20 protein-coding genes and 1 pseudogene are annotated in these 25,741 nt (G+C 59.1%); 5 read left to right on the top strand and 16 right to left on the bottom strand.

What is annotated here, in order from left to right; translation table 11 throughout:
- Positions 1–26 precede the first annotated feature (26 nt).
- The 3 genes from trpS to LH365_RS00120 form a co-directional block, all read right to left on the bottom strand.
- On the bottom strand, positions 27–1,022 hold the full coding sequence (trpS, locus tag LH365_RS00110; protein ID WP_107875940.1) for a tryptophan--tRNA ligase: 996 nt from the start codon (positions 1,020–1,022) through the stop codon (positions 27–29).
- A gap of 12 nt (positions 1,023–1,034) precedes the next feature.
- Positions 1,035–2,621 carry a murein biosynthesis integral membrane protein MurJ gene (gene murJ, locus LH365_RS00115; protein WP_226744196.1) on the bottom strand — a complete coding sequence of 529 codons (1,587 nt, stop codon included), beginning with the start codon at positions 2,619–2,621 and terminating at the stop codon, positions 1,035–1,037.
- Between the two features lie 73 nt (positions 2,622–2,694).
- The gene (locus LH365_RS00120; RefSeq protein WP_226744197.1) at positions 2,695–4,323 is read right to left on the bottom strand and encodes an ABC-F family ATP-binding cassette domain-containing protein; all 1,629 of its coding nucleotides are present in this window, start codon (positions 4,321–4,323) and stop codon (positions 2,695–2,697) included.
- A gap of 418 nt (positions 4,324–4,741) precedes the next feature.
- Between LH365_RS00120 and LH365_RS00125 the strand changes: the two genes are divergently transcribed.
- The gene (locus LH365_RS00125; protein WP_226744198.1) at positions 4,742–5,710 is read left to right on the top strand and encodes a hypothetical protein; all 969 of its coding nucleotides are present in this window, start codon (positions 4,742–4,744) and stop codon (positions 5,708–5,710) included.
- Positions 5,711–5,761: 51 nt separating this feature from the next.
- Here the strand turns inward: LH365_RS00125 and LH365_RS00130 are convergent, their stop codons facing one another.
- Both LH365_RS00130 and mutS read right to left on the bottom strand, forming a co-directional pair.
- Entirely contained in the window at positions 5,762–8,626 is a 2,865-nt protein-coding gene (locus LH365_RS00130) for a [protein-PII] uridylyltransferase (RefSeq protein WP_370639751.1), read from the bottom strand.
- Positions 8,627–8,667: 41 nt separating this feature from the next.
- Positions 8,668–11,373: a DNA mismatch repair protein MutS gene (gene mutS, locus LH365_RS00135; RefSeq protein WP_226745492.1), complete on the bottom strand. Its 2,706-nt coding sequence runs from the start codon at positions 11,371–11,373 to the stop codon at positions 8,668–8,670.
- 300 nt (positions 11,374–11,673) lie between these two features.
- Here mutS and LH365_RS00140 point away from each other — a divergent pair, with 300 nt between their 5' ends.
- On the top strand, positions 11,674–13,956 hold the full coding sequence (locus LH365_RS00140) for an NADP-dependent malic enzyme (protein ID WP_226744200.1): 2,283 nt from the start codon (positions 11,674–11,676) through the stop codon (positions 13,954–13,956).
- 39 nt (positions 13,957–13,995) lie between these two features.
- Here the strand turns inward: LH365_RS00140 and LH365_RS00145 are convergent, their stop codons facing one another.
- The 3 genes and pseudogenes from LH365_RS00145 to LH365_RS00155 form a co-directional block, all read right to left on the bottom strand.
- A complete protein-coding gene (locus LH365_RS00145) occupies positions 13,996–15,690 on the bottom strand; it encodes an MFS transporter (RefSeq protein WP_226744201.1) in 1,695 nt (564 codons plus the stop codon).
- A 63-nt stretch (positions 15,691–15,753) separates the two neighbouring features.
- Complete coding sequence (locus LH365_RS00150; protein WP_226744202.1) at positions 15,754–17,325, bottom strand: response regulator; 1,572 nt, start codon at positions 17,323–17,325, stop codon at positions 15,754–15,756.
- A 70-nt stretch (positions 17,326–17,395) separates the two neighbouring features.
- Positions 17,396–18,082, bottom strand: a pseudogene (locus tag LH365_RS00155) (ATP-binding protein); the annotation flags it as partial.
- 63 nt (positions 18,083–18,145) lie between these two features.
- Here LH365_RS00155 and LH365_RS00160 point away from each other — a divergent pair.
- Positions 18,146–18,568, top strand: a complete 423-nt coding sequence (locus LH365_RS00160; protein WP_226744203.1) for a hypothetical protein — start codon at positions 18,146–18,148, stop codon at positions 18,566–18,568.
- A 488-nt stretch (positions 18,569–19,056) separates the two neighbouring features.
- Here LH365_RS00160 and LH365_RS00165 read toward each other — a convergent pair whose 3' ends face one another.
- Positions 19,057–20,037 carry an IS1595 family transposase gene (locus LH365_RS00165; protein WP_226744204.1) on the bottom strand — a complete coding sequence of 327 codons (981 nt, stop codon included), beginning with the start codon at positions 20,035–20,037 and terminating at the stop codon, positions 19,057–19,059.
- Positions 20,038–20,138: 101 nt separating this feature from the next.
- On the opposite strand from LH365_RS00165, the gene LH365_RS00170 reads away from it, so the two are divergent.
- The gene (locus LH365_RS00170; RefSeq protein WP_226744205.1) at positions 20,139–20,366 is read left to right on the top strand and encodes a DUF6471 domain-containing protein; all 228 of its coding nucleotides are present in this window, start codon (positions 20,139–20,141) and stop codon (positions 20,364–20,366) included.
- Between the two features lie 135 nt (positions 20,367–20,501).
- Here the strand turns inward: LH365_RS00170 and LH365_RS00175 are convergent, their stop codons facing one another.
- From LH365_RS00175 to LH365_RS00190, 4 genes are all read right to left on the bottom strand, one after another.
- Positions 20,502–21,278: a hypothetical protein gene (locus tag LH365_RS00175; RefSeq protein ID WP_226744206.1), complete on the bottom strand. Its 777-nt coding sequence runs from the start codon at positions 21,276–21,278 to the stop codon at positions 20,502–20,504.
- On the bottom strand, positions 21,275–21,784 hold the full coding sequence (locus LH365_RS00180) for an SLATT domain-containing protein (protein ID WP_226744207.1): 510 nt from the start codon (positions 21,782–21,784) through the stop codon (positions 21,275–21,277). Before LH365_RS00180 ends, LH365_RS00175 begins: the two co-directional genes overlap by 4 nt.
- Positions 21,785–21,943: 159 nt before the next feature.
- A complete protein-coding gene (locus tag LH365_RS00185) occupies positions 21,944–22,843 on the bottom strand; it encodes a hypothetical protein (protein WP_226744208.1) in 900 nt (299 codons plus the stop codon).
- The gene (locus LH365_RS00190) at positions 22,804–23,025 is read right to left on the bottom strand and encodes a DUF6471 domain-containing protein (protein ID WP_226744209.1); all 222 of its coding nucleotides are present in this window, start codon (positions 23,023–23,025) and stop codon (positions 22,804–22,806) included. Before LH365_RS00190 ends, LH365_RS00185 begins: the two co-directional genes overlap by 40 nt.
- Before the next feature lie 103 nt (positions 23,026–23,128).
- Between LH365_RS00190 and LH365_RS00195 the strand changes: the two genes are divergently transcribed.
- Positions 23,129–24,088, top strand: coding sequence for an IS1595 family transposase (locus LH365_RS00195; protein WP_226744210.1), 960 nt, complete (start codon positions 23,129–23,131; stop codon positions 24,086–24,088).
- On the opposite strand, the gene LH365_RS00200 is transcribed toward LH365_RS00195, so the two are convergent.
- From LH365_RS00200 to LH365_RS00210, 3 genes are all read right to left on the bottom strand, one after another.
- A complete protein-coding gene (locus tag LH365_RS00200; protein ID WP_226744211.1) occupies positions 24,085–24,600 on the bottom strand; it encodes a hypothetical protein in 516 nt (171 codons plus the stop codon). The genes LH365_RS00195 and LH365_RS00200 overlap by 4 nt on opposite strands.
- 389 nt (positions 24,601–24,989) lie before the next feature.
- Positions 24,990–25,289, bottom strand: coding sequence for a hypothetical protein (locus LH365_RS00205; protein WP_226744212.1), 300 nt, complete (start codon positions 25,287–25,289; stop codon positions 24,990–24,992).
- 46 nt (positions 25,290–25,335) lie between these two features.
- The gene (locus LH365_RS00210; RefSeq protein ID WP_226744213.1) at positions 25,336–25,731 is read right to left on the bottom strand and encodes a hypothetical protein; all 396 of its coding nucleotides are present in this window, start codon (positions 25,729–25,731) and stop codon (positions 25,336–25,338) included.
- Positions 25,732–25,741: the final 10 nt, after the last annotated feature.

Raw genomic sequence — 25,741 nt, forward strand, 5'->3', positions numbered from 1 at the left:
GTTTCCTCCCGAAAATTGCCTGAGGTTCAGCCCCACAGTCCGACGATCTTCTTCACGTCTTTCACCACCGGCTCGGCGGCGGCGTCCGCCGTTTCCGCACCCAGCTTCAACACGCGATCGACCTCGGCCGGATCGTTCAATAGCGCACGCAGACGCTCGGAGATAGGCGACATCTTGTCCACCACCACCTCGGCCAGAGCCGGCTTGAACGCGCCGAAGCCCTTACCGCCGAAATCGTTGAGCACGTCCTGCACCGATACGCCGGCCAGAGCCGCATAGATGCCGACAAGGTTTTTGGCCTCGGCGCGGCCTTCAAGACCGGCCTCTTCCGACGGCAGGGCGTCGGCGTCCGACTTAGCCTTCTTGATCTTCGAGGCGATGGTGTCGGCGTCGTCGGTCAGATTGATGCGCGAATTGTCCGAAGGGTCGGACTTCGACATCTTGGCCGCGCCGTCGCGCAAGCTCATGATGCGCGCGCCCGGCCCCTGATACAGGGTGTCGGGCAGCGGGAAGTAGTCGACCTTATAGTCGTGGTTGAACTTTTTGGCCACATCGCGGGTCAGCTCAAGGTGCTGACGCTGGTCTTCGCCGACCGGCACGTGGGTGGCTTTATAGAGTAAAATGTCGGCGGCCTGCAGCACCGGATAGGTGTAGAGGCCGATCGAAGCGCGCTCCTTGTCCTTACCCGCCTTGTCCTTGAACTGCGTCATGCGGTCGAGCCACCCCAGACGCGCCACGCAGTTGAACAGCCACGCCAGCTCGGTATGGCTGCGCACCGCCGATTGCGGGAAGATGGCCGATTTGGCCGGATCGACCCCGGCGGCCAGATAGCAGGCAGCGATTTCGCGCGTCTGCGACAAAAGCTTGTCCGGGTCCTGCCACACGGTGATCGCGTGCAGGTCTGCAATCATGTAAAAGCGCGTGGCCTCCAGCGATTGCATGTCGGCAAACTTTTTGAGCGCGCCGAGATAGTTGCCAAGGTGCAGCGAACCGGATGCCTGGATGCCGGACAGAATACGCATATTTGGACCTTCTTACCCCTTACGCAGGGCTTTCTTGATGTCGGACGGGCGGATGGCCCGCGTGGCGAACAGAAGGGCGATATAAACGAAAAGTCCGAGGAGACAAACGCCCACAATGGCGATTTCCTTGGTCAGGTGATGCGTCAGCGGCTGCATTACGCCCTCGATCTGCGGCCGCAGGTGCGAGGCCAGCGCGCAGAAGCCCCCCATCAGGGCGCCGGCGATGATGACCTTGAACAGGCCCCCCGCGGCTTTCGGACCTAAACGCCACGTCTTGCGGCGCGCCAAGGTCCACCACATCAGCCCGACATTGACCCACGCCGCCGCCGAGGTGCCGATGGCCAGACCCGCCACGCCGATAAGCGGGAACAGGGTCAGGCCGCAGCCGAGATTGACCACCACCGACACCAGGGCGAACTTCATCGGACCGTAGGTGTCCTTGCGCGCGAAGAAGGCCGGGGTCAGCACGCGCGCCAGCACGAAGGCCGGGACGCCCCAGCCGTAGTGCAGCAGGGCGCGCGCGGTTTCCTGCGCGTCGTGCCGCAGGAACTCACCGCGCGTATAGAGGCCGTCGATGAGAAAATAAGGCATGGCGATCAGCGCCGCCGCCGCCGGCAGGGTCAGGGCCATGGAGAACAGCACGGCGTCGTCCATCACGGTCTGCGACCGCTCATGATCGCCGGACTGCACGGCGCGCGACAGGGTTGGCAGCAGCGCCACGCCGATCGCCACCCCGACCAGACCGAGCGGCAACTGATACAGGCGATCGGCAACGCTCAGCCAGGTGCGCGCGCCATTGACGCCCGACGCCAGAAGCGAGGAAACGAAGACATTGATCTGCGTCGCCGCCGCCGCCAGCGCCCCCGGCACGGCCAGCAGCAGCAGGCCGCGCATCTCCGGCGTCAGCTTGGGCCAGACGAAGCCGATGCGCGCGCCGGTCTGGCGACAGCCCCAGACCAGCAGCGCCGCCTGCGCCACCCCGGCCGCCAGCACGCCCGCCGAAGCCATATAGGAGGCGTGCACCGGATTTTGCCCGAACCACACAAAGATCAGCATGAAAACGTTGAGCAGGGTCGGCACGAAGGCCGACAGGGCGAAGCGCCCGCGCGCATTCAGCACGCCTGATAGCAGCGCCACCATGGTCATGCACGGCAGATAGGGCATGGTGATCTGGGTCAGGATGACGGTCAGGCGCATCTTGTCCGGATCGTCGGCATAGCCTTCCGAAAACACGGCCATTATCTGGGGCATGAAGATCATGGCCACGGCGCTCAGCACGATGGCGATCAGGGTCATGGTGGCCATGGCGTCGCGCGCCAGCCGGTCGGCGGCTTCGGGCCCGTCCTTTTCCAGCGTCGCCGAATAGGCCGGCACGAAAGCGGCGGTAAAGGCCCCTTCGGCGAAGATACGGCGGAACAGGTTGGGGAAGGTCAGGGCCGTGGCGTAGGCGTCGGCGGCGATATTGCCCGAAGCCCCCATGACGGCGGTGATGACGAGGTCGCGGGCAAAACCCATGACGCGGCTGACCAGCGTCATACCGCCGAAGACGAGCGAGGAGCGGACGACGCTGGTGGGTTTGGACCCTGTTTCCTGAGACACGGAGGCTGGCCTTGAAAGGAGCAATCGGTTTCGCTCTTACCCTAGCCGCAGGAATTAGCAAGCGGAGAGACGCTTACCCGTTCGGGTGCAGGCCCGGCGCTTCCTGACCCGTGCGCGCGACGTATTCGGTATAGCCGCCGCCGTATTGATGCACGCCCTCCGGCGTCAGCTCCAGCACGCGGTTCGACAGCGCCCCCAGGAAGTGGCGGTCGTGCGACACGAACAGCATGGTGCCCTCGAAATCCGCCAGCGCCGCGACCAGCATTTCCTTCGTCACCATATCAAGGTGGTTGGTCGGTTCGTCGAGCACCAGCAGGTTGGGCGGGTCGAACAGCATCTTGGCCATGACCAGACGCGCCTTTTCCCCGCCCGACAGCACGCGGCACGGCTTTTCGACATCGTCGCCGGAGAAGCCGAAACAGCCCGCCAGCGTGCGCAGCGCGCCCTGAGGCGCCTGCGGGAAGGAGCCTTCCAGCGACTCGAAGATCGTCTCTTCGCCGTCCAGCAGGTCCATCGAGTGCTGGGCGAAATAGCCCATCTTCACGCTGGCCCCGACGGTGACCGTCCCCTTGTCGGGCTTGGCATCGCCGGCCACCAGCTTCAGCAGGGTCGATTTGCCCGCGCCGTTGGCCCCCAGAATGCACCAGCGCTCCTTGCGCCGCACCTTGAAATCGAGCCCGGCATAGATCGACAGATCGCCATAGCCTTTGTGAACGTCGCGCAGGTTCAGCACGTCATCGCCCGAACGCGGCGGGCTGCGGAATTCAAACTGCACCGACTGGCGGCGGCGCGGGGCTTCGACGCGCTCGATCTTGTCGAGCTTCTTCACGCGGCTCTGGACCTGCGCGGCGTGCGAAGCGCGGGCCTTGAAGCGTTCGATGAACTTGATTTCCTTGGCCAGCATGGCCTGCTGACGCTCGTACTGAGCCTGACGCTGAGCTTCGGTCAGCGCGCGCTGCTGGTCGTAGAAGTCGAGATCGCCCGAATAGGTGATCAGCGAACCGGCGTCGATTTCCACCACCTTGCCGATGATGCGGTTCATGAAGGCGCGGTCGTGCGAGGTCATCAGCAGCGCGCCGTCATAGTTTTTCAGGAAGGCTTCCAGCCAGATCAGGCTTTCGAGGTCCAGGTGGTTCGACGGTTCGTCGAGCAACATGCCGTCGGGACGCATCAACAGAATGCGCGCCAGCGCCACGCGCATCTTCCAGCCGCCGGACAGAAGCCCGACATCGCCGTCCATGCGCTCCTGAGTGAAGCTCAGACCCGCCAGCACTTCGCGCGCCCGCGCCTCCAGCGCATAGCCGTCCAGCTCTTCGAAACGGGCCTGCACGTCGCCGTAACGCTCGATGATGGCGTCGAACGCGTCCAACTGATCCGGATCGGCCATGGCGGCTTCGAGTTCAGCCATTTCGGCGGCCAGCGCGCTCACCGGACCGACGCCGTCCATCACGGCGGCGACGGCGCTCTGCCCCGACATTTCGCCGACGTCCTGACTGAAATAGCCGATGGTCATGCCCGCATCGATGGCGACCTGCCCGTCGTCGGGCGGCTCCTGACCGGTGATCATGCGGAACAGGGTCGTCTTGCCCGCGCCGTTCGGCCCGATCAGCCCGACCTTCTCGCCCTTCTGAATGCCCATCGAGGCGTCGATGAACAGTATCTGGTGGCCGTTCTGCTTGCTGATATTGTCGAGGCGGATCATGGGTGCGGTTCGTACAGACTCAAAAACGGGGATGCGGGCGCGAAACGGGTCAGAGCAAGTCCCTGACGTGCTGCGCTGCGGGATTGCGCAGGCATCTACAATGCCACGCGGATTTAGGGAAGGGCAGGTTTGAGCTCAACGGTTACACTCAACTGAACGGTATCGATTGAAAAGCACTCTTAGCGTCGGTTTTATGAGCTCTTTGCGGACTCAGCTTATGAGGGCGATTTTAGTGGACACCCATCAAATGATCTGCCCGACTTACAGCACTCTATCACACTGATGTGAGATTCAATCTCGTCACGGCATATTCAACGCCTCGACCAAATTTTGGTTGTTTAATTTAATTTCTCTCGCGATAGTGGCGCTCAGCCACCTAGCTATTTTAAGAGTAACCGTTTGTCTGTTTGGAGAGCCCATGCCGTCCCTGTTCCAAAATGCCGTCGCATCAATCCGCATGGGGGTTGAGGACTATCGTCAACAAGATTCGGATCGTGATATCTCAGCAGTTCGTAATTTCTATGCGGGGGTTCTACTGCTAGCGAAAGAGGCTTTGATTCGGGCGGCCCCCAACGCTGATGCACAGATAATTATCGGCGCTAAACTCAAACCGGTATCAGATGGGCACGGCGGTATAGAGCTGGCACAAGTCGGCCATACAACGATCGATTTCCAACAGATTGGCGAGCGCGCAGCCGATTTTGGCGTTAGCTTAGATCATAAGGCGCTTAAGGCCCTTAATACGATCCGCAATGACATGGAGCATCACTACACCTCTGAGTCGGCAACAGCGATCAGGGCCGCGATCAGCAAAGGTTTTCCTGTAGTCGCTTCTTTGTTCCGGCAACTCAAGGAGGAGCCTATCGCTCGCTTGGGTGACGCTTGGAATGCGATGCTGGAAACGAAAGAGCTTTACGATCAGGAACTGAGGAGTGCTCGCGCGACACTAGAGAACATCGCATGGTTTTCTCCATCGATCTCTCCTGAATTAATCAAATGCGGGCAATGCCAATCTGAGCTGGTAGAACAAGTCAAAGCGGATAATGAACAACAAGATACCGCGCAATTACGCTGCCGTACTTGCGGTGAAGACGTAGAGATGGCGGATGCCATCGAAAGTGCGATCGATGAAGTCTATGGGACCGATGCTTACCTTCGCTACAAAGATGCAGCGGAAAATGGACCTATCTATGACTGCCCGTCCTGCAGTCGGGCAACACTTGTAGAGGGTGAAGACGGCTGTGCCAATTGCGGTGAACCGTTAGACTATGAAACTGAATGTAGCAGATGCGGTGACAGCATTGGCATTCAAGACTATCTCGACGGAATGGATGAAGGGCTTTGCGGCTATTGTGCGCACATGCATGAAAAAATTATGAGAGAGTAGGTGCACGCTCTATGCCGCGGCAGCCTTTCTTACCAAACTAAGCGGCCCCCTCTACCGCGCCATCGACGCCCGTGCGCGCGTCGGGGCTGAGCGCGTCGGGGCCGACGGCGGGTCGAGCACATCGGTCAGGGCGCGGTGGACCTTTTCGCGCTGTGACTTGGTCAGTTGCCGGCGGGTGAAGTGATCAACCACATAGAAGGCGTCGACCGCGCGTTCGCCGTAACAGTCGATGTGCGCCGAAGCCGTATCCAGATGCGCCTTGGCCAGCACGCTGGCCACATCGGCCAGAAGCCCCGGACGGTCGCGGCCCGACACTTCGATAATCGTCATCTGCGGGTTCGACTCGTCGTCGAACACCACCGTCGGGGCAATGGCGAAGGCCGCCGTGCGGTGGGCGTTGATCGCTTTGTGGATCAGGGGCGCGGCCACTTCGCCGCCGACCGCGCGTTCCAGCGCCTGTTCCATCTGACGGATACGGCCCGGATCGTCGTGGCCGAAGGGCTTGCCCTGCGCGTCCTGCACGTAGAAGACGTCGAGCGCCTGACCGGTGGTCGAGGTGAAGACCTGCGCCCCCACCACGTTGGCGCCCATATTGGTGAAGCAGCGCGCCAGATCGGCGAACAGGCCCGGACGATCCTTGCCCGTGATGCAGAAGCTGGCGGCATTGCGCGCATGGTCGATATAGGCCCGAGCCGAGGCCTTATCCGCCGAAACGTCCCCGGAGCTGCCCCAGGCCTGACGGGCATGGTGGCGGATTTCGTCGGCCGTGAAAGCGAAGAGGTAGGACTCTTCCATCGTATCGAGCCAGGCGCGCATATGGGCGTCACCGGCGCTCAAGGATTCACGCAGGGCGGCGGCGCGCGCCTGAATTTCCTCGCGCACCTGCGTCACCGCGTCGCCTTCGGTGCCGCGCCCGCCGCGGAAGGCGGCCTCAGTCGCGGCCTGAAGCTCGCGCATCAACTGGCCCTTCCAGCCGTTCCACACGCCCGGCCCGACAGCGCGGATGTCGGCCACGGTGAGGATCAGCAACTGACGCAGGCGCTCCGGCGTTTCGACGATGCGCGCGAAGGAGGCCACGGTTTCCGGATCAGACACGTCGCGTTTCTGGGCGTAATCCGACAGCACGAGGTGGTGCCGCACCAGCCACGCCACCTGATCGATCTGCCATTTTTCGAGGCCCAGACGCGCGCAGGCCCGCCGCGCGGCGATCTCGCCCTCTATCTCCTGCCCCAGCTCGCCGCCCTTGCCCACATCGTGCAGCAGCATGGCGAGATAAAGCGTTTCCTTGTTGGCCAGATTGGGGATCAGCGAGGTGGCCAGCGGGTGGTCGTCCTTGTGCTGACCCAGTTCGATATCGCGGATGATGCCGATGGCGCGCAGGGTGTGCTCGTCCACGGTATAGGTGTGGTACATGTTGAACTGGGTCTGGGCGACGATGTGCCCGTATTCCGGGATGTAGCGCCCCAGAAGCCCGGTCTCGGTCATCAGCGACAGGGTGCGGTACGGGTTTTTGCCGCGCACCAGAATGTCGAGGAAGACCTCGGCCACGGCCTTGTCGCGACGCAGACCCGCCGTCACCAGCTTGAGGTTACGCGCCACCGCCGTGAAGGCGTCCGGGTGCAGGTCCATCTCCAGCCGGTCCGCCATGCGGAACAGCTTGAACATGGCGATCGGGGCCTTTTTGAATATGTCCGGACTTTGCACGCTGAGGCGGCCGGAATCGACGATCAGGCCCGGATGCTCCGGTTTTGCCAGCGAGCGCAGGCCCGACTGGAAGAAGTTGGTCAGGCGTTGCAGCGGCTTGGTCTGCTGCGCCTCCAGCTTGGTGCAGAAGATGCGGGTCAGCGCCCCGACCTCCTTGGCCACCAGAAAATAACGGCGCATGAAGCGCTCGACCGCCGGCTCGCCGTCGGCCTCGACATAGCCCATGCGGCGGGCGATTTCGGGTTGCAGATCGAAGCTGAGCCGCTCTTCGGCGCGGCCCGCCGTCATGTGGATCAGCACGCGCACCTTCCACAGGAAGTCGAAGGCCTGCACGAAGGCGGTGCGTTCTTTTTCGGTCAGAAGCGGGTCGAGCACGCCCCAGCCGCCCGCCGCCTGCGGCTTCGGGCTTTCGCGCAGAACCGGCGCATGGGTCGATCCGGCCAGATATTTGGCGATCCAGAACAGGGTGTGCAGGTCGCGCAGGCCCCCCTTGCCCTCTTTCAGGTTCGGCTCGACCACATAGCGGGTGGTCCCGGCCTTGGCGTGGCGAAAATCGCGCTCTTCCAGCTTGGCCGCAACAAAATCGAAAGCCCCGTGACGCATGACGTCGCTGGCCAGCTTGTCCTTGAGGTTCTGCACCAGCCCCGCGTCGCCGGCGAGCGGGCGGTATTCGAGCAGGGCGGTCATGACCGTGTGGTCTTCGCGCGCCATGCGCAGGCTTTCATCGACCGTGCGCGAGGCGTGACCGACCTTCAGACCCAGATCCCATAACGAATAGAGGATGAATTCGATGACGCTTTCCGAGTGCGGAGTCTCTTTCCACGCGCGCAGAAACAACAGGTCGAGGTCCGAATAGGGCGCCAGTTCGCCGCGCCCGTAACCGCCCACCGCCACCAGCGCCAGACGCTCGCCCTCGGTCGGATTGCGCGCGCGGTAGACGTGGGTCAGGGTGAAGTCCCACAGGGCGGTGATGATCTCGTCGGCCAGCTTCGACAACTCGCGCGCCGTGGACAGGCCGCCGCGGTGGTCCTCGACATGGGCCAGCAGGCTTTCGCGCGCCATGTCCCATTCGCGTTTGAGGATCGCCACCGCCTTTCGCCGCAGGTCCGCCACATCGCCCGTAGAGTCCTCATAGGCCTCGGTCAGTTTGCGGCGCAACATGGCACCATCGATGCTGTGGCTCAGCAGGGAGGGATTGGTCTTGGTCAGCATAAGGGCGGGTTCACCAGCGGGCATTTCGTATACCTGTGTTTTTACACCAGACCCCTTAAACGATAGATAATTTCGAGGGCCTCACGCGGACTCAGGTCGTCCGGATTGAGGCCCTTGACCGCCTTTTCAAGCTCGGTCTCCGTGTGTTTTTGCACCGCAGCAACCTCGACCTGCGCCTGCACGGTGGCGAACAGCGGCAGATCGTCGAGTTTCAACTGATGCGACTTCTCGGTCTCCAGCCGCTCCAGTATGTCCTTGGCGCGCGCCACGACGACCGGCGGCATGCCGGCCAGACGCGCCACCTGCACGCCGTAGGAACGATCCGCCGCCCCGCGCTTGGCTTCGTGCAGGAAGATCAGCTCGCCGTTCCATTCACGCGCGGTCATGGAGATATTGTGGGTATGGGCGAGTAAGGATTCAAGCTGCGCCAGTTCATGATAGTGGGTGGCGAACAGGGCGCGCGCCTTGACGACCTCGTGCAGGTTTTCGGCACAGGCCCAGGCGATGGCCAGACCGTCGAAAGTCGCCGTGCCGCGTCCGATCTCATCGAGAATAACAAAGGAGCGCTGGGTCGCTTGACTGAGGATGGCGGCGGTTTCGACCATCTCCATCATGAAGGTCGAACGGCCCTGCGCCAGATCGTCGCCTGCCCCGACGCGCGAGAAGAGGCGATCGACCACGCCCAGTCGCAGCGATGCGGCGGGCACGAACAGCCCGGCCTGCGCCATGATGACCAGCAGCGCGTTCTGACGCAGGAAGGTCGATTTACCCGCCATGTTGGGGCCGGTGACCAGATCGAGGCGCGGACCGGTCTGCCCCGACGCATCGAGGCAGCAGTCGTTGGGCGTGAAGGGCTTGCCCTCGGCCCGCAGCGCCGCCACGACGACCGGATGCCGCGCGCCCTTGGCGTCGAAGATGAGGCTGTCGTCCACCACGGGGCGCGTCGCTTCGAGGTCTTCGGCCCATTCAGCGGCGGAAGCCGCAACATCGAGCGCGCAGAAGGCGTCGAACATGTCCTGCAGCGGATGGGCGTTGCGGCGGACCTCTTCGCGCAGGTCTTCGAAGATGGCCAGTTCGAGATTGAGCGCGTCGGAACCGGCGCGGGCGATGCGCGCATCGAGGTCGATCAGGTCCGGCGTCGAAAAACGCATCTGGTTGGCCAGGGTCTGGCGATGGATGAAGCGCTGACGGTGTGCGTCAGACAGCCCTTCGGCCTGCTTGCTGGTCAGTTCGATGAAGTAGCCCAGCACCGCATTATATTTGATCTTCAGCGGCAGGCCGGTCTCCTGCTGCAAGTCGGACTCCATGCGCAGGATGATCTGGCGCGAGTCGTTGCGCAGACCGATGGCTTCCTGAAGATTGGTGTTGTAGCCGGGTTTGATGAAGCCGCCGTCGCGCGTCGAAAGCGGCGGCTCATCGACCAGCGCCATGTCGAGCTTGAATAGCAGGTCGAGTACGCTTTCCGACGCCGTCAGGGCCTGCACATGGGCTTGCACCTCGGCGGGCCAGTCGGGATCGAGCCGGGTTTCCGGATCATTCGGTTGCAGCAGCCCGACCATGTCCTTGGCCAGATCGAGCGAGTCCTTGATGACCTTGAGGTCACGCGGACCGCCGCGGCCCAGACCCAGACGCGACAGGGCGCGGGCCATGTCGCTCATGCCGCGAAGCCTGTTGCGCACCTCGTGCCGCAGCGGGCGCTGATCAAGAAACCATTGTACCGCGTCAAGACGGCGGTTGATCTCGGCGGGGTTGTTCAGCGGCCGCGACAGGCGCGCCGCCAGAAGCCGCGACCCGCCCGACGTGATGGTGCGGTCGATGGCCGACATCAGCGAGCCTTCGCGGCTGCCCTTCTGGGTGCGCTCGATCTCAAGGCTGAGGCGGGTGGAGGGATCGATGGCCAGATAGGCCAAAGACACGGTCTTACGCGGGGGCTTGAGCACCGGGGCCTTGCCCGCCTGGGTCAGGTCGATATAGGCCGCCAACATGCCCAGGGCCGACAGTTCGGCGGGGCTGAACGCCCCGAAACCGTCCAGCGTATCGACGCCGTAGAGCCGTTTCAGGCGCGCCTCGCCCGCCGTCGGATCGGACAGCGAAGCCGGTTGCGGCTGGATCGCGCCCCCGCAATATTTCAGCAGGGCGTAGAGGTTTTCGTCCTGAAGGATGCGGTCGGAGACGAGGCTTTCCGACGGGCGCAGCGCCGACAGATGCGTCCCCAGCGTCTCCGGGGTCAGCTCAAGGCATTCGACCTCGCCTGTCGACAGTTCCAGCGAGGCCAGCGCCATCACCCCGGCGCGCTGGGACAACGCCAACAGACGGTTGGCGCCGCGTTCTTCCAGCAGGCTGTCTTCGGTCAGGGTGCCCGGCGTGACGATGCGTGAAATACCACGCTTCACCACCGCCTTATAGCCGCGCTTCTTGGCCTCGGACGGGTCTTCGAGCTGATCGCAGATGGCGACGCGGAAACCCATGCGGATCAGCTTGGCGATATAGGCCTCCGCCGCGTGGGCCGGCACCCCGGCCATGGGAATATCCTCGCCCTGATGCTTGCCGCGTTTGGTCAGAGCCAGCGACAGCGCGCCCGCCGCCTGCTCGGCATCCTCGAAGAACAGTTCGTAGAAATCGCCCATCCGGAAAAACAGCAGCGAGCCCGGATTGGCCGCCTTGATTTCCAGATACTGGGCCATGACCGGCGTGGCACCGTCGAGCTGTGACTTGAGGTCTTTTTCGGAAGAGGGGATCGCGTTCATGGGCATTGGTTTAGAGCGCATCCCGAAAAGTGTGAAGCGGTTTTCGGACCCGGACGCGCGTTCTTAAAACAAGGCTCACCCGTGACATGCGCCGCTGCGGCTATTTGCACAGGCCGGCGTATGGACCACAAACGTTTGTGTGTGGAAAACCGCCCTCAGTTTCAAATATTGAAACGAAATAAAACCTTTTTTGACGGTTAGCGCGGGAATAGGGTGTTTATCCAAGGGCTATACTGCCATACTAACACCCTAAGTAAACCCAAAATTGTCTGACAAATAAAAGCGCAACGGAACGCCTGAATGCCTATCGACAAGACCAAGGTCAGCGACGAAGAAGCCCTGAATTTCCACCAGTACCCGTCTCCCGGAAAGATCGGTCTTCAGGCAACCAAGCCGATGGCGACGCAGCGCGATCTGGCGCTGGCCTATTCGCCCGGCGTCGCGGTGCCGGTGCGCAAGATCGCCGATAACCCCGACGCCGCCTACGACTATACGTCGAAGGGCAATATGGTTGCGGTTATATCCAACGGTACGGCTATTCTCGGCCTCGGCAATCTGGGGGCGCTGGCCTCCAAGCCCGTCATGGAAGGCAAGGCCGTTCTGTTCAAACGCTTCGCCGATATCGACTCGTTCGACATCGAAGTGACGACGCAGGACCCGGACGAATTCATCACCGTGGTCAAGAACATCACGCCCTCCTTCGGCGGCGTCAATCTCGAAGACATCAAGTCGCCTGAGTGCTTCATCATCGAATCGGCTTTGCAGGATCTGGCCGACATCCCGGTCTTTCACGACGACCAGCACGGCACCGCCATCATCGCCGCCGCCGGCCTGATCAACGCTCTGGAGATCACCGGCCGCCGGATCGAAGACACCAAGGTCGTGCTGTGCGGCGCGGGCGCGGCGGGCCTGTCCTCCATCGGCCTGATCAAGGCCATGGGCGTGCGTCCGGAAAACACCACGGTCGTCGATATCCACGGCGTCGTCTACAAGGGCCGCACGGTCGAGATGGACCAGTGGAAGTCGGTCCACGCCACCGACACCGACAAGCGCACCTTGGCCGAAGCTATGGTCGGCGCAGACGTCGTTCTGGGCCTGTCGGCCAAGGGCGTCATCACGCCGGAAATGGTCGCCTCGATGGCGCCGCAACCGATCATCTTCGCCATGGCCAATCCCGATCCGGAAATCACCCCGGAAGACGTGGCCAAGGTGCGCGACGACGCCATCGTCGCCACGGGCCGTTCGGACTACCCCAATCAGGTCAACAACGTCCTCGGCTTCCCCTACATCTTCCGCGGCGCGCTGGATGTGCGCGCCCGCCGCGTCAATCACGAGATGAAGCTGGCTGCCGCCAAAGCCTTGGCCCAACTCGCCCGCGAAGACGTGCCGGACGAGGTCGCCGCCGCCTATCAGGGTCGCCACCTGAAGTTCGGCAAAGACTACATCATCCCGACCCCGTTCGACCCGCGTCTGATCTGGTACATCCCGCCCTTCGTGGCGCAGGCCGCCATGGACACCGGCGTGGCGCGCAAGCCGATCGAGGACATGGACGCCTATCGCAAGACGCTGGAAAAGCGCCTCGATCCGTCCGCCGGCTTCCTGCAGAACATCACCGCCACTGTACGCTCACGACCTTCCAAGCGCATCGTCTTTGCCGAAGGCGAGGATATTTCGGTCATCCGCGCCGCCCACGCCTTCAAGGCGCAGGGTCTGGGCACGCCGATCCTCTGCGGACGTGAAAACCTCGTCACCGCCAATATGCGTGCAGCAGGTCTCGACCCGGCGGAAGAAGATATCGAAATCGTCAATGCGCGTTTAAGCCACCGCAACGCGGCTTATTCGCAGCTTCTGTACGGCCGCCTGCAACGCCGCGGCTTCCTCAAGCGCGACGTGGACCGTCTGATCAATCAGGACCGTAACTCGTTCGCCGCCGCCATGGTGCTGTCGGGCCATGCCGACGGCATGGTCACCGGCGTCACCCGCTCCTTCGACCAGGCGTTTGACGAAGTGCTGCGCGTGGTCGACCCGGCTCCCGGCGGGCGCGTCATGGGTATGTCGATCGTTCTGGCGCGCGGCCGGACCGTGTTCATCGCCGACACCACGGTGGCCGAACTGCCCGATCCGGAAGAGCTGGTCGAAATCGCCATCGAGGCCGCTATGGCCGTGCGCGGCATGGGCCATACCCCGCGCGTCGCCTTCATGTCCTACTCGACCTTCGGCAATCCGTCGGGCGAGCGCTCCGACCGCGTGGCCAAGGCGGTCGAACTGCTGGAGCAACGCGGTGTGGACTTCGAGTTCGAAGGCGAAATGCCGCCCGACGTGGCGCTCGATCCGGCGCTGTGGGCCAACTATCCGTTCCAGCGCCTGACGGCCCCGGCCAATATTCTGGTCATGCCGGCCATCCACTCGGCCTCCATTTCGACCAAGCTGGTGCAGGCGCTCGGCGGCGCGACTGTCGTCGGCCCGCTGCTGCTGGGTCTCTCCAAGCCCGTGCAGATCTGCCAACTCTCCGACTCGGTAACCAAGATCCTCACCATGGCGACGTTTGCCGCCTACGACATCCGCGCGAACATCAACGAGTAGTTCGGGCGAAATCGCTGAGATTCAGGCAGGGTGAAGCGGCTACGCTTCACCCTGTTCTTTTACGGCCCCGGCCTTGATCAGCCACAGGGCCAGCACCACGGCGACCAGCCCGACCAGCGCCGTGTAGGTAAAAAACAGCATATAGCCTGCCCCCAGCGCTTCACGGCTGACGCCCAGAGTTTCCGCCGGTTTAGTGTATGAAACAGCGGGTAGAGCGGCGAAGAAACCCATGAAGGGCGCAGCCAGACCACCGCTATCCGCGCCCTTGGCGGCGCTTTCGACGATGCGCCCCGACTGCGAGGCCAGCAACTTCCCCGGCAGGGCGTAGAGCGACGAGAGCAGCGCGTACTGCGGCGCGGCATAACCCTGCGAAATCATCGACGACATGTAGGCGATCAGCACCGTTCCGGCATAGCCGCCTGAGATATTGTCGATGGCCAGAGTGATCGAAAAGGCCGGAATGCTGTTGCCCTGCGTCGCCAGCCAGGCATAGGCGAGATTGGACAGCGAACAGGCAAAGGCTCCGACGATCAGACTCGACCTCATGCCGAAACGCGTCATCGAAAGCCCGCCCGCCGTAACCCCGATAATGGTCATAATGACGCCAAAGACCTTGCGCACTTCGCCGATCACCGACAGCTCAAAGCCCAGATCGACATAGAAGGCACCGTTGATATTGAGCAGGAAATCAGCCAACCGGTAGACGCAGATGGTCGCCAGGATCAGCACGGCCAGATTTTCATAACGCGAAATGAAATCGGCCATCGGCGCGACGAAGGTTTGGCGCAGATAGGCCCCCGGCCGCGTCGGAATGCGCGGCAAGGGCAGGCAGGCGGTAAAGAGCAGACCCAGCCCGACGAGCACCGCCGGAAATTGCAGGAAAATGCCGGTCTGCTTGCTGGTCCACACCGCCTTGGCGGCATCGAAGGCTTCGGAGCTGGGGAAGACAAACTGAAACAGGTTGATATTGGCCGTAAGACCCGCACCCATCAGCGATGCCGCGACGACCATAAGCAGTACGCGCCCGCCCCATTCGAGCGCCTCGGTCAACGGATGCGGCGGCAGATCACCATAGTCGATGGGCCGAACGATATGTTCGCCCTCGCGCGCGAGAACCGTGCCCAGCAAACCAATCCCCATCAGCGCCGCCATCAGGGCATAGGCCGGTCCCCAACCGAAACGCTCGGCGATGATCAGCGGCAGGATGCCCGCCACGAAGGGCGCAACCCGCGCCCCCCAAGCGTAAGCCGTCGCCAGAACGCCCTGTCCTTCAGAGCCGGCGGTTTCAATACGCCACGCGTCGATGACGATATCCTGCGTCGCCCCAAGGAAGCCCAGCAGGACCGCGATCACCGCCATCAGGCTGAGATGATCCTGCGGGTTCAGGCCCGAGATGGTCCACAGCCCCAGCATGATCGCGCCCTGAGTGACCAGCATCCAGCTACGGCGATGGCCCAGCAACCGCGTCAGGCCGGGAATGCTCACCCGGTCGATCAACGGTGCCCATATGAATTTCAGGCTGTACGCAAAGGTCGCCAAAGAGAAGAAGGCGATGACCTCCAGCGACAAGCCTTCGGTGCGCAACCAGATCGACAGGACGTCGAAGATCAGGCTGAGCGTCAGGCCGGCCGAAAAACCCAGAAAGATCATAACTAGCGCCGTGCGCGTCAGGAACGGTCTTACGGCCTGCCAGAGCGTCTTTTTCTCAGGCGGCGCGGACGGCGTTTCGGTCATGATAGTCCCCGGTGATGATCCAAGCGGCGATCATCACGGGAAGCCGTTGATTTGGCAAGCCCGTCAGGCGGCGGGACTTTGCTGCGACGAGGCGCGCCCGCACCATTGGGCCAGACGATGACGCAGGGCGGGCAATTCGATCGGCTTGGTCAGGAAGTCGTTCATTCCCGCCGCCAGACAGGCGCGACGGTCTTCCTCATAAGCATTGGCGGTCAGGGCGATGATCGGCATACGCGCGCCGCCCTCACGCAGGGCCTGCGTCGTCCCGATACCGTCCAGCCCCGGCAAACCCAGGTCCATGAAGACGATATCGTAGCTGTTCTGATCTTCAAACAGACGCAACGCCTCCTCACCCGAAGCGGCGCGTTCGACACGGCACCCTTCGCGTTGCAGAAGGATTTGCGCCAGCAGCGCGTTGACCGGATTGTCTTCGACCAGTAACACCTGCGCACCCGGCGCGACAACCGGCGCAATACGATCGTCCTCGGTCGTCACAGCCGGCTCTTCGTTCGGCAAAGGTTTGAGCGACAGGGTTTCGATGCGTTCTTTCAGCGATGAACGGCGCAGCGGTTTGATCAGGTAACCCGCCCAGCCTTTATCGCGCCAGGCAGGAATTTCGTCGCGCTCTTCCGGGGCCAGCAGAATCAGGCTGCGATTATTCGGTGCCGGCAGCGGCGTGCCGAGCAGGCGCCGATCGGCGAGCACTACGGTTTTGGAGCGGCGGCCGATACCCTTGAGCTGATCGGCGTGACGCATATTCATGCCGAAACTGTCGAGGTGCGACTGCGCCGCCTCGGCCAGTATCGCATTTCCCGTAACACAAACGACTTCCGGGCCTGCCTTGCTCTCCGGCACGGCACGCAGCGTATGCGCCGCCGGGAAGGTCGCGGTGAACACCGACCCTTGGCCCGGTTCGGACTGAAGATCGAGTTCGGCGCTCATCGCTTCGATCAGCTTCTTGACAACGACCAGACCCAGCCCCGCGCCGCCATATTGCCCACCCGCATGGGTCGGATCGACCTGACCGAAGGCTTCGAAAATACGCGCCCGCGCCTCTTCGGGGATGCCCGCGCCGGTGTCCTTGACGCCAAAACAGATCGCGCCTTGCGGTGTCAGGGCGACATCGATCAGAACGCCGCCCTTCGTGGTGAATTTCAGGGCGTTGCCAGCCAGATTGAACAGGATCTGCCGCAATCGGCCTTCGTCGATTTCGATAGCCTCAAGCCTAGGGTCGAGACTCCACGCGATTTCGATGCCACCGGCATGGGCGCGCGGCGACAGAAGCTCGGCCACGCTTTGCAGCAGGGGTTCGAGTTCGATCAGATGACTTTCGAGATGGATGTGCCCCGCTTCGATGCGGGCATAGTCGAGCAGGTCGTTGACCAGAGTCAGCAGATGGTCGCCGGAATCGCGCGCTGTCTGCAGATAGGACTGTTGCTCGGCGGTCAGGGAAGTGCGGTTAAGCAGGGACAACATACCCAGCACGCCATTGAGCGGCGTGCGGATTTCATGGCTCATCAGTTTGAAGAAATCCTCGCGGGCCTTTAGCTTAAGCGCCGCTTCGCGGGCTTCGGCCTCGGTCATCAGCCGGCTGCCCGTCTGATCCGGCACGAGGGAAGTCTGGCGTTTGGGCATGGCGGTCCGCGTGTCTCCGTACTTCGTTTTGAAGTCTGGCGCAGACTAGCGGCAAATCCTTAACGCGGGTTCAAGCCGTCGGCATTTTTCCCGATAAAAACGATGCAGACAAAGGCGAAGGGCTCTCTGGTTCCATTGCCGCCCGCCGGTATATAAGCGCCTCGGCCACGTGACGGCGCAGGATCGGCGTCTCTTCCCCGCTCAGCGCGCTTTCGATGTCGGCAATGGTCCGCGCCAGCCGTACGCAACGCGTCCACGCCCGCGCCGACAGGTTGGAACGCTGCGCCGCCTGCACCAGCAGATTGCGCGCGGCCTCATCCAGCGGAGCGATGGCGTCCAGCGCCGAACCCGAAGCCGTAGCATTGACGCCTGCCTCCAGGGAAAGCCCCAACCGTCGGGCGCGTTCGGTCTGGATATGCCGGGCGGCCTGTACGCGGGCGGCCACTTCGGCCGAACCTTCGGCGGGGGACGGCAGGGCCATATCAGCGGCCGTCACCGGCGGCACATCGATTTGGAGGTCGATGCGATCCATCATCGGCCCCGACACGCGGCCTTGATAGTCGCGCTGACACTTGGGCGCTTTACCGCAAGCCCCCTTGCCCACGCCACCATAGCCGCAGCGGCAGGGATTCATCGCCGCGACCAGTTGCACCCGCGCCGGGTAACGGACATGATGATTGGCCCGCGCCACCACGACTTCGCCGGTCTCCAGGGGCTGACGCAGACTATCCAGGGCCTGCGCCGAATATTCCGGTATTATGTAGCAAATACACCAAGCGGACTCTGTTAGGCTATAAGGCTTTCCGGCTAATTTCTTGATATGGAAAGACCGAATACAGTCGCCGGGTTGACGGCCAAAAGAGATGAGCTTCACAAGCTGCGTAAGACGCTGGAAGCTGAGATATACAAGATCACGTCTGACATAGACCACTTGGATGCGGCTTTAGCCTTGTTCGATCCGGCCAACACGCCGCGCGCGGTGAAGCGTTATGTGACCAAACACAGGGCGAAGAAAGGCAGCGTCACGCCCTTCGTGGTCAAGTTTCTCAGGGAAGCTAAAGCGCCGGTCACCAGCAAAGACATCACAACAGCCTGGTTGATAGCGCGAGGACTGCGGACCGACGATGCGACCTATGTCATCATCCGCAAGAGGATAGGCGCATGTCTGACGAAGCTGCGAGTGCAAGGCCTAATCGCAAGCGACGTTACGATTGGAGAGTATAAAGGGTGGGCGGTGGTTTGATTTCGGGCACGCCTGTTAGTGGTCTTGTGAAAATTGCAATTCTAGCGAGTTCATTTAGATTGATGGCGCGAATCGCCGCTATGGGAACAATCTAATGATCAAATGCCCGCACTGTAAAAGTCAAATGGACCATTTAAATGCTCAATCTATAACGGTACATGGCTTGCCTTCAGGAGCCGCAGTTGCGCTGACATGCAATTCCTGTGACACCCTTATTGAGCTGATTTTCAATGGACAGGTACCCAGTGGGACCACTGCCAAAGGTGCCAAGGACATAATTTCTAAAAACTTCGACTAAAGCAGGTTTATTGATCTGGGTGTCACATTGGTATTAGTCATGAGCGCTGATGCCACTTCCGCTCGGCTCCAGGCCCGCGCCGCGATAAGTCCGTCTCGGATACCGAGAAAGCCTTGTTGTCCCTGGTAATCCGGCACGATCTGAAACAGGTGCCCGCGCCATACAAAGCGCAGGGGTTCTTGGTGGCTCATCATGCGGCCTCCTGACGATTGGTGATATAGCGTTGCCAGTACCCCTTCCATTTCCGAGAAACCGGATGGTCCAGCGCCGCCCGCGTGATCATCGTAAACTGCTCGCCATTGGAAACTCGCCGATGGTTTTCGCGCCAAGCCATCTCATTGGCGTAGGCGTCGAGATATTTCCCGGCGACGTGGTGGTGAACGCCCTGCTCAGCCCGGCGTAGGCGGGAGAAATAACTTTCCGCCATGTTGGTGCAGGCACCATCAAGCGAGTACGCCTCTTGGTGATTGATGCGCTTGGTTTCAAATTTAATTGCCAGCGCATCCCAATGGCTGGCCTCGTCGGCATGGATAGTGGCCTCCGAGACGACAAACTGTTGAACCAGCGGCACGCCGTCCTTCTCCGCCTTCGTGACGAAGGGAAGTGCTCGGCCTTCCCGTTCCCGCATGATCACAACGACCTGGCGTTTGCCCGATTGATTTATTGCGAGGCGACGGTCTCGACGATTCTCTTTCTCGTTCGCGGGCTTCACATAGCCACCGAAATACGCACCATCGACTTCGACGTGCCCAGAGAGCTGTGAATTGTCGTTGGCGGCCCCAATTGCCTCACGCAGCTTGTGCGCCAGGACGTAAGCCGTCTTATACTGCACATCGAGATCGCGGCTGAGTTGGAGCGCTGAATAGCCCTTTGCCCCGTTCGTAAAGATCGCGATGGCGGCAAGGATGTCGCGGATCGGTAGCTTATGACTGGCGAAGATCGTGCCCGTCGTCACGGAGAACTGAGCGTTGCAGCTTTTGCATTTGAAGACTTTCCGAGCTGCGTAGGTATAGATTGCCAAGCACCCACAACGCGGGCAGTAAGGCTCACCTCCGTTGTCCTCCCAACGGATTGCCTTGAATGTCTCAAGGGCTGCGTCGTCCGACATGCGCATTACCTTCGAAAGGGAAAGCGTGCGCGCGGCGGCAGAGAGGAGGAAGTGTTGAGCCATGATCTAATTTCGATACCTAGGTATCAAATATAAGACCATTGCGGCTATTTTGACAAGCGAAAAGTATCGTTTATGATACTTTTTTCGATCCGAGCGATACCATGACAGAAAAAACCGACTGGGAAGCCAGAGCATCCAACCTTTTAAAAGCTGAGCTGAAGCGGCGCGGCGTCACCTACGCACAGCTTATCGAAAAGCTGGCCGATATAGGGATTGAGGAAAAAGAGGCAAACCTGAAGAACAAGCTGTCGCGCGGGACGTTTACCGCCGCATACTTTTTGGCCTGCATGGCGGCAGTTGGGGTGGTGAATGTCCGTCTTGATGATTAGCTTCCCCAAAAACGGTAACACTCGTTTAAATAGCAGATGCGCCCATCAGGTTTCAGTGTATTAATTACAGTAATGATCAAATTATAAGCATTTTAATTAAAATAATGCGCTTATCTAAAAAATCATTTGCGTAATTTATTCTGGTATGAGCTTTTTAACCTCACTCTCTGCCGAAAAGGGCATGTTATCTTTCTCATACTCCCTAACTTTTGCAATTATGTCTTTAGCACGTTGAACTTTATCTCTTCTCCACTGAGACTCATCGTAGCTTATTATTAACTTATCGAACACGCTGAATAAATAATCCCTCTGGTTTGAGCAGTAAAAATAGCTTTGATCTACAATCCATTTTTCAAACAAAAATGATGAATACACGTAACCATTTTGAGAGTTCCAGTATTTTACCAATCTAATTGTTGGTTTTATTAAATATTTTTCATTATTATTTTTTGCGGTTAGGGTAGAGTTAAAATCATTTGGATTTGTAAATTGCCAATTCTCCGTACCATTTGGGATTTGGTAATTTGAAGACCAAGCTACTCTTAGAGCCGGTACCAGTTCAAATTTGATATGATTGAGTTCTAATATTATAGTAGGCGACGACTGCCTTATTTCCGATGAAGAATAATAATATTCAGCAAATTTCTTCAATCTATCTAAATAAGCCTGGGGCTTATAACCCGGATCATTAAACACGACCATGTAATCAATGTCGGAGCGTGAGTCCATGATTCTGGGTAATATTGTTCCTCTGGTGGAAGAGCCAAATTGAAAATGTTCTGATACCGACGTGAAATAACTGTTGATTCTATTTCTTAGTGTATTAATAGAGGTAGATATTGAATTGTTTTCTGTGTTCGACAAAACTGCGCCACTAGCTCGATTTTGTAAATAACTTAATACAGACATCATTTATCCTTCTTATCTACAGCGTGCAATGCTTCGCCACTATCAATTCCCTTTCTAGCTTTTATAAAGTCTCTTCGGGCTGGTGGCATACTAGACTTGTTGAGCTCATTTCGACGCTTCGTGAACTCGTCTAGGCCATCAATGGCCGCTTGAGCGTCACATGCTTGGTCCAACTTGATTTCTCGGAAAATTCGGGCATCGTTTCGCAAGGCCAAGTATTGGTCTCCGCTACTTTTATGAGATGATGCCCGCTCGGAGGGTTTTAAAAAAGTCATTAGTGCCGTCAACACGGTGACGATTATTGACATAGCACCTGCCAGCTCTGGATAGTCTTTTAGAAACGCGGCTCCAGCAATACTGCTCAAAACTACGGATGGGATACCTAGGCAATAGTGATAAAATGCCCATCTGTCACCTGCATTGAACTGAGATTTTCCAGAATGAATGCAGTCTTCTTCAATTCTATATAACTCATCTTTAATTTTCACATGCGGGTCGTTCGCCGCCATTCGAATACTCCGTATTGAGAAAATTAACTGTCTATACGGGTGCAAGTCAGTTCCGCATAAACATTCTCGGTATGAATCAATTGCCGGTTGGCGCATATATCCGGCATTATGTAGCAAACACACCGAGCCAAAGGGCGGTGTGAGATGCTGAAAACACTCTTAATCGGCGTAGTCGTATTCTTCTCGACCGTCCACCACACGGAAAGACTGGCTTCGTCTTTCGAACTTCCTCCAGATGGCGGTCATTCGACGGACTCCGTTTCTATCTCTGTGCCAAATAACGCCCCATACATAGAGCGTAATATGGCCGTGCGTCGCTTTGACCCATTCGTTCTTATCAAGACTGACGGTGAAACGCCTGAGATAAGTTTCGCCTGCAGCAACCAACTCGGATCTTTCTTCCGGTTCAGGGTCAAATGTGAGCTTGTCAACGCCTGTAGGTGGAGTGTCTGTAGTAAGAATGCTCCACTTTTGGGAAAAAATAGTAGTTTCCGTACCACCCGCATTGGTGAACCTTGCGGCCAGTTCCACTCGATCTTCGTGGGCAAATACTTCGGTGATACCTCTGATGATAATCTTCGGCCTATGATTGGCGGCGAAATCCTTATCGGCCAGCTTATTCGCCTCCACCATCGCAGCAGTGGCTGCACCGGTATCAGCTACCGCTTGGAGGGTGGCGTCCAAAGTTCGTTTGACGAAATACACCCCGACTACAGTGGCTATAAAGGTGATACTGCTGACAACGAGCATCCAGAACGCCCAGAGCGACATTTCACGCTGAACGTTCAAATCTTTCTGGGCGTATGCCTCTTCCTGTGCGGACTCTACGGCTTTGGTGACACACTCAATAGAGGCAGCCTTCTGGGCATTAATGCAGGCATGTACCGCACGATTTCGTTCGCTTTGGTAATGCTTTCTGGTGGCGCTTTGATCGCGACCGGCCTCTAAACCTCGCATATAAGATACAGAACAAAAGATCGTTCCTGAAAGTAACAGAGCAGCTAAAACGAAAAGCCCCTCTAGAAGCGAACTTCTTTTGACTCTATTGCCGCTAGACATTGTAACAAAAACGCCGCCGTAAATTTTCCCCGTGAAAGTTTATTGCGCACGTTCACTTCCTTCTCGTCAACTCCTATTGCGCCCAGCTTCTCGACAAGCTGGGCGTATGTGACTCCCTTGCGCTTCAGTTCGGCCTTCAGCAGGTTCGCCGCCAGCATTTCAAAATCAGTTTTCTCAGGCATCGCATCACCTATGATGTGAAATGTATCGAAATCGATACATATGCCCTTGTCAGCAGTACGTCAACGTACTATATACGATACATATACATCGGATATAATGACAATGGCTCAACACTTCCTGCTTTCCGCCGCCGCTCGCACCCTCTCGCTGGTGAAAGTGATGCGTATGTCGGACGATCAAGCCTTCGAAGCGTTCAAGGCTATCCGTTGGAGCGACAACGGCGGGGAACCCTATTGCCATAAGTGCGGCTGCGCCGAGGTCTACACCTACAACGCCCGCAAGCTGTGGAAGTGTAAGGGCTGCGACACACAGTTCTCGATCACTTCGGGCACTATCTTCGCCAGCCGTAAGCTGCCGCTGCGCGATCTGCTGGCCGCTATCGCCATCTTCACCAACGGCGCAAAGGGCTATTCCGCTCTGCAACTGAGCCGTGACCTGGACGTGCAGTACAAGACCGCCTTCGTGATGGCCCACAAGCTGCGTGAGGCTATGGCTGGTTCGGCCGACCGTTCGCCGCTGACAGGTGACGTGGAGGTCGATGGCGCGTACTTCGGCGGCTATGTGAAGCCCGCCAATGAGAAGGAAAACCGCCGCGATCGTCGCCTGTCTGAGAACCAATCGGGCAAGCGCCAAGTGGTCGTCATCATGCGCGAGCGTAAGGGTCGTGCTATGCCATTCGTCACGGCCACGGAAGCTGCCGGCGTTCCGCTGGTGCGCGAGAACGTGGACTCGTCGGCCACTATCCACGCCGACGAAGCCGCCCATTGGGACGTTCTGGAAGCCCGCTACGCTGCGAAGCGTATCAATCACTCGGAAGCCTATTCGCTGGCCGAGGGCTGCACCAATCAGGCTGAGAGCTTCTTTAGTCGTCTGCGCCGCTGTGAAGTCGGCACGCACCACCATGTCGCGGGGAAGTACCTGCAATCCTACGCCGACGAAATGGCGTGGCGCGAGAACTTCCGCCGCGTGTCAAATGGTGAGCAGTTTATGATGATCGTCGGTGCTGCGATCACGCATCCGATGTCGCGCCAGTGGAAGGGTTACTGGCAGCGGGCGGCTTAGTCGATTTTGCGGTGCTCTGTTTCATCATAACCAGACACATCGAAAACCGAGGTATGTTCACCACGACGATAATAAGTTGCTCGCACTACCAAGCGCCGAGCGGATCGAAGTTGAGGTAATATCCGCTCGCTATTTCCTATGACTATCATATTGCTTCCGCCATTCGGATTTGGGATCGCGTTAAAAATCTGTGACGGACCGTCGTCAAACTTCAACGTAACATCGCATCTCGAAGAGCAAAGGAACGACCCCTCTTCGGTAGACAATGCTGTGAGATAGTCCCACCCTTTAGTGGATGTAAGGACGTTAAAACCCGTATCCAAATCATCATAACTGGAAACTGAGGCAAGCAGAGCGTAGCTGCCGTCCATTTCATCCTTCTGTTTGATGTATTTCCAGTTGCTTGCGGCGGCTTTGGGTTCACGCTCTCCACCGGAATATGATCTGACTGCCAGAAATGCAAACAATACTAAACCGAGACCAGCTAGCGCCGGTAGAGCGTACTTGTTCATGTAACCCCCTTGCGATACCCGCACACCGGCTGGCGTCGGGCGGTTGAACACGCGCACGCAAGGGAGACGCGCCCCTCTGTTTCCGTGAAGCACGTATTGTATGGAGAGGGCCACCCGACCTAGCGGGGTTCCCTTGCGTATGAGCGCGCGAATGCGCATCCCGGCTGCTGTTCAAGGCAGGACGGAACGAAATGGTTATGTCACTTCCGTTTGGAAAATACAAATCAGACGTGATAAATAAAAAGCCCCCGGAAGCCGCATACTTCCGAGGGCATAGCGCAGGTGACGCACCTTTTCGCAGACACAAGTCTAAGCGAAAGGTTTTAACATGTCCAATTTGACGCTGCTTGAGCGGATAGAACTAATAAAAGCGCATCCATACAAAGACATCATCCACGTTGTGAAAGCGCAGAATGGGATAACAACTGATCAAGATGATGACGGGTCACGTCGTTCGCCGCTTGCCAAAGAGAATCTATCTCTTCCGTCACCTCGAAATTCTCCCCCTGAGCGCGCTTGACGACTGAGTCTTCTATAAGTTTGGCGATTCCCATCGCGTTGACGTTACCTATCTCGCCCATGAATATACAAAACAAGGGCAGCAAGGTGGAGTTTAATCGTTCCAAGGCAATAATTCTCGCCTGAAGCGCCGCGATTAGTTCGCTCTCGTTGTTAACATAGCCAGTCATACATCCTCCCAAAAGACGAGAGGATGTTCTGCTTTGGAATGCAGGTCTAGCCTACCAGTCGCCACGCTTTGAAGTCGCCAGCGTGACCGCAGCCTTCAATGATGCCCTGCGTTCGATATTTCGTGAGACAAGCGCCGATGCGCTTGCGGATGACCACGTAGGTTTCATCGTCCGTCCGCAGCCCGCGCGCCTCAAGCCATGCTGTCGTTATGTCCTTCGACGTGACCGGCCCTGTGGCCGTGCGGAAGAATGACAGCACAAACTTCTGCACCGATCCCTTCTTCGCCCTGTGCTTCGTCACGTAGCGCGTAATGGCCCGTGGCGTGTTCTGCGGATCAAACAGGGCGATTGCCGCGTCCAGGTGGTCTATGTCGCAGGTGACTTTGTGTATCTCACTCTCAAGCGCCTTGCGCAGCTTGTGGAGTTCGTCGCGTTTGGCCATCAAACCGGCC

Origin of the sequence: Asticcacaulis sp. AND118 (assembly GCF_020535245.1) — a bacterium.
In the GTDB taxonomy this organism is placed as follows: Bacteria; Pseudomonadota; Alphaproteobacteria; order Caulobacterales; family Caulobacteraceae; genus Asticcacaulis.

What these genes read in the sequence shown, in the direction of transcription:
- trpS (WP_107875940.1), bottom strand. Translation starts at nt 1,022, where the DNA reads ATGCGTATTCTGTCCGGCATCCAGGCATCCGGTTCGCTGCACCTTGGC.
- LH365_RS00120 (WP_226744197.1), bottom strand. Translation starts at nt 4,323, where the DNA reads ATGATCCGCCTCGACAATATCAGCAAGCAGAACGGCCACCAGATACTG.
- LH365_RS00125 (WP_226744198.1), top strand. Translation starts at nt 4,742, where the DNA reads ATGCCGTCCCTGTTCCAAAATGCCGTCGCATCAATCCGCATGGGGGTT.
- LH365_RS00130 (WP_370639751.1), bottom strand. Translation starts at nt 8,626, where the DNA reads ATGCTGACCAAGACCAATCCCTCCCTGCTGAGCCACAGCATCGATGGT.
- mutS (WP_226745492.1), bottom strand. Translation starts at nt 11,373, where the DNA reads ATGAACGCGATCCCCTCTTCCGAAAAAGACCTCAAGTCACAGCTCGAC.
- LH365_RS00140 (WP_226744200.1), top strand. Translation starts at nt 11,674, where the DNA reads ATGCCTATCGACAAGACCAAGGTCAGCGACGAAGAAGCCCTGAATTTC.
- LH365_RS00145 (WP_226744201.1), bottom strand. Translation starts at nt 15,690, where the DNA reads ATGACCGAAACGCCGTCCGCGCCGCCTGAGAAAAAGACGCTCTGGCAG.
- LH365_RS00150 (WP_226744202.1), bottom strand. Translation starts at nt 17,325, where the DNA reads ATGCCCAAACGCCAGACTTCCCTCGTGCCGGATCAGACGGGCAGCCGG.
- LH365_RS00160 (WP_226744203.1), top strand. Translation starts at nt 18,146, where the DNA reads ATGGAAAGACCGAATACAGTCGCCGGGTTGACGGCCAAAAGAGATGAG.
- LH365_RS00165 (WP_226744204.1), bottom strand. Translation starts at nt 20,037, where the DNA reads ATGGCTCAACACTTCCTCCTCTCTGCCGCCGCGCGCACGCTTTCCCTT.
- LH365_RS00170 (WP_226744205.1), top strand. Translation starts at nt 20,139, where the DNA reads ATGACAGAAAAAACCGACTGGGAAGCCAGAGCATCCAACCTTTTAAAA.
- LH365_RS00175 (WP_226744206.1), bottom strand. Translation starts at nt 21,278, where the DNA reads ATGATGTCTGTATTAAGTTATTTACAAAATCGAGCTAGTGGCGCAGTT.
- LH365_RS00180 (WP_226744207.1), bottom strand. Translation starts at nt 21,784, where the DNA reads ATGGCGGCGAACGACCCGCATGTGAAAATTAAAGATGAGTTATATAGA.
- LH365_RS00185 (WP_226744208.1), bottom strand. Translation starts at nt 22,843, where the DNA reads ATGTCTAGCGGCAATAGAGTCAAAAGAAGTTCGCTTCTAGAGGGGCTT.
- LH365_RS00190 (WP_226744209.1), bottom strand. Translation starts at nt 23,025, where the DNA reads ATGCCTGAGAAAACTGATTTTGAAATGCTGGCGGCGAACCTGCTGAAG.
- LH365_RS00195 (WP_226744210.1), top strand. Translation starts at nt 23,129, where the DNA reads ATGGCTCAACACTTCCTGCTTTCCGCCGCCGCTCGCACCCTCTCGCTG.
- LH365_RS00200 (WP_226744211.1), bottom strand. Translation starts at nt 24,600, where the DNA reads ATGAACAAGTACGCTCTACCGGCGCTAGCTGGTCTCGGTTTAGTATTG.
- LH365_RS00205 (WP_226744212.1), bottom strand. Translation starts at nt 25,289, where the DNA reads ATGACTGGCTATGTTAACAACGAGAGCGAACTAATCGCGGCGCTTCAG.
- LH365_RS00210 (WP_226744213.1), bottom strand. Translation starts at nt 25,731, where the DNA reads ATGGCCAAACGCGACGAACTCCACAAGCTGCGCAAGGCGCTTGAGAGT.